The following is a 3,479-nucleotide window of genomic DNA, read 5'->3' on the forward strand; positions in this document are numbered from 1 at the left end:
CGGCCTCATTTCTCGCTGCCGTCCAGATCAGATGCATCGCTCTCTGGGCTAAAATCTTGTGACGACACTATCTAGTGCGATAAGCCAGGTCATCAATATAATCACCACGATTTTTGCCGCCCCCGCAGACGGAAACATCCACACCATGGTGGCGATAATCCAGCCGGAAATAATGGCGTTAGAAAACATCTCCATCGGGCTGTTTTTCATCACATCCATGCCGATTTTGACAAAGGCATCGCGCGTCGGCTCATCAAAAATCGGCATATACTCGAATGCCCATGCCGCGATACCCGTGCCGATAAGATTCCCCAGCAGGACTACGCTCCACAGACGCATCATCAAGCCAAAATTGACCCACGAGGGTTTTTGCATGACGGGCAAGACCGCCGTGACGGTGTTTTCGGTGAAAAGCTGCTGGCGGGCCATGATCACAATAATAAAGCCGAAGGTATAACCGAGGTTTTCCACAATAAAGGCGGCTGGTACTCCATCGAGCTGAACGTGGAAAATCCCCTTCGCCAGAAGCGATGCACCCATCGACAGGCCTGCTGCAATAGCGGACCACAGAAGCGCCATGGCGTCGCGCTCCAGCTCTTTTTCGCCGTCCTGACGGATATGCTCATGGATGGCCATGGCGCGCGAGGGCAGGCGGTCTTCATCCACTTCTATCTGCTCACCGCGCGTTTTCTCCTCGCTTTCCACTTCGATTTCGTCGGTGTGCTTGTCGATTTTCTCGTCTTTGATGCTGTCCATATTGCCCCCATCAGGTTGCGACATATGGCTTAAGCGTAGCGACTTTTTCAGCAAAGCCTGACGGGGCTTCCTCCTAATTTGGGTGGAATGGCAACAATGGTGATACGAGACTGGCGAAGATTATATAAAATTGTAACGAAACGAGAGGGGCAAACAGCGACTATGCTCATTAGAGGATCGTGCGTTGCGTAGACATCACAAGGCGTGCTGATACAATGCCTTGCAAGTTTATGGCGCGAACCGAGGCAGATTGCGTTTGTGCCCTTATGGATGGCACTCAGCGAAAGCCATTTTCTTCAGGGAGACACCTATGAAATTTCGTGTGTCGGCGATTGCGCTGGCAACCACACTGTTGGCGGGCTGCGCCAGTTCAGGAGACACGCAGGGGCGCTCGGATCCACTGGAAGGGTTCAACCGCACCATGTACAACTTCAACTTTAATGTCCTGGACCCGTATGTTGTCCGTCCCGTTGCCGTGGCCTGGCGTGACTATGTGCCGCAGCCTGCGCGCAACGGTCTGAGCAACTTCACCAGCAACCTTGAAGAACCGGCCATCATGGTGAACTACTTCCTGCAGGGCGATCCCTATCAGGGGATGGTTCACTTTACGCGCTTCTTCCTCAACACCCTGCTTGGTATGGGTGGCCTGATGGATGTTGCAGGGTTGTCTAACCCGAAACTGCAGCGCGTTGAGCCGCACCGTTTTGGCAGCACGCTCGGTCACTACGGCGTTGGCTATGGTCCGTACATGCAACTGCCGTTCTACGGTAGTTTCACGTTACGTGAAGATGGCGGCGATATGGCGGATACGCTCTATCCGGTGCTGTCCTGGCTGACCTGGCCGCTGTCGGTAGGGAAATGGACGGTGGAAGGGATTGAGTCACGAGCTCAACTGTTGGATTCGGACGGCCTGCTGCGCCAGTCTTCCGACCCCTACATTATGGTGCGTGAAGCCTACTTCCAGCGTCATGATTTTATCGCCAACGGCGGGAAGCTCAAGCCGCAGGAAAACCCGAACGCCGAGGCGATTCAGGGCGACCTCAAGGATATTGACTCCGAATAAACGAAAAAAGGTGAGCGCGAAGCTCACCTTTTTTTATGCCTGCTGCAAATCAGAACGCGTAGTTAAAGTTCGCGCCATAAAGCCATGCACGACCTTCGGATTTGAAGGTATATGGGCCTTCGGTGAAGGTGACTTTCTGACCGTGCATGTAAGACACACCCACGTCCACGGACGCATCTTTGTTAAACGCATAAGTGGTACCTGCGCTCAGCCAGAAACGGTCCTGATCCGGAATGGAGATGGAACGTTTGTCTGCCGGAACCGGGCTGTCATCAAAGGCGATACCGGTACGGAAGGTCCAGTTATCGTCCATATAATAGGTGGTACCCAGCGCGATACGGTAAGAGTCTTTAAAGCTTTCATCTTTATAGAACAGGGTCTGACCGTTGCTATTTGTCGCTTTCAGCTCCTTGAACTGACTCCAACTGGTGTAGGCCATGCTGTAGTGGATAGCCCATTGCGGCGCAACGCGGTTATAACCTGAAATTTCCCACATTTCCGGCAGGTTCAGGGTCAGAGAACCACCTGTGGTACGGCCATCGGTGCCCATTGGCAGGCCGAAGTTGCCGAGGATCTGGTTATAGGCAGAAGGTAGGCTGCTCTTGTAATCGCCGTCAAAGTCGACTTTGACCTCAGAACGGTAGGTTAAGCCGTAACGGTTGTTTTTATCGATTTCGTAAAGGATACCGGCGTTCCAGCCGAAGGCCCACTCGTCACCCTTCAGATACGCTATCTGGGTGTCTGCAGGGATACCTGCAACCTGTTGTGCCAGGCCCGGAACGGCTGGTAAAGCGCCTGAGCCAGCAACGATTCTGCCCAGGTCACCTGCGTAGCGCTCGATCTTCGCTTTGGCGTAAACCGCATCAAAGCCCAGGCCGAAACTCCAGTGGTTATCCAGACGGTAGGCACCGCTCAGGTTCAGGTTCAGTGTTTCCAGGTCGGTTTTACCGCCGTATGCGCCTGCCGCATAGCCGCTGTTATACTCGGTCGCTAAACCGTAGTTAGAGGTAACGGATGCGCCCCAGCCAAACTGGTCATTGATGGGGGCAACGAAGTGCAGGTTTGGAACCCATGCCGTTGGCGCGATGTTTTTCGCATCCAGGCTGTTGCCTGCCGGTGAGGTGCCCGAGATATCAACACCCGGGTCAACAAAAATGGCACCAGCGGAGAAGGTTGGGCGGTCAAACATCATGATCAATGCAGGGTTACGGCTGACGTTGCCCGCGTCATCTGCAATAGCGCCTTCGCCGGAATAGGCACGGCCAAGACCAGAAGAAGAAAATTCGTTAAGCTGGAAGCCTGCGGACCAGGCTTGGGTTGAGACGATTGCCACTGCAACTGCGAGTGCCGATTTGGTAAACAGGTTTTTCTGGCTCATGACCAAAACCTCATCCGGTTATTTTTATTTAAACTATGTTACATGGCGTAACAGGAGCGCGAAGTGTAGGGTCTGCGGTACTTCATAGAAATCAGACCAGTGGCGAGAGTATAGGTCGGACCAGCGGAAATGTTGCAAGCTTGTATATAAAAATTTTCAATTGTGATCTTCGAAACGGGATCTGCGTGGCAAAATTGCGGCCAGCGTCGCTAGATAGTGTCGTCACAAGATTTTAGCCCAGAGAGCGATGCATCTGATCTGGACGGCAGCGAGAAATGAGGC

Annotated in this window: 2 protein-coding genes and 1 pseudogene; 1 reads left to right on the forward strand and 2 read right to left on the reverse strand. The window is 53.2% G+C overall.

The window, feature by feature from the left end:
* Window positions 1-72 precede the first annotated feature (72 nt).
* Window positions 73-756 (reverse strand): annotated as a pseudogene (locus tag ACSZPU_RS24445) (formate/nitrite transporter family protein); the annotation flags it as partial.
* 310 nt (window positions 757-1,066) lie between these two features.
* On the opposite strand from ACSZPU_RS24445, the gene mlaA reads away from it, so the two are divergent.
* Entirely contained in the window at window positions 1,067-1,819 is a 753-nt protein-coding gene (gene mlaA / locus ACSZPU_RS24450; protein ID WP_499004166.1) for a phospholipid-binding lipoprotein MlaA, read from the forward strand.
* A gap of 49 nt (window positions 1,820-1,868) precedes the next feature.
* Here mlaA and fadL read toward each other — a convergent pair whose 3' ends face one another.
* Window positions 1,869-3,197, reverse strand: a complete 1,329-nt coding sequence (fadL, locus tag ACSZPU_RS24455; protein ID WP_499004168.1) for a long-chain fatty acid transporter FadL — start codon at window positions 3,195-3,197, stop codon at window positions 1,869-1,871.
* Window positions 3,198-3,479: the final 282 nt, after the last annotated feature.

The sequence above is a fragment of the Phytobacter sp. V69 genome, from assembly GCF_965644215.1.
In the GTDB taxonomy this organism is placed as follows: domain Bacteria; phylum Pseudomonadota; class Gammaproteobacteria; order Enterobacterales; family Enterobacteriaceae; genus Phytobacter.

Bases quoted from the DNA above. Each gene is read 5' to 3' on its own strand.
- mlaA (WP_499004166.1), top strand. From the start codon at position 1,067: ATGAAATTTCGTGTGTCGGCGATTGCGCTGGCAACCACACTGTTGGCG.
- fadL (WP_499004168.1), bottom strand. From the start codon at position 3,197: ATGAGCCAGAAAAACCTGTTTACCAAATCGGCACTCGCAGTTGCAGTG.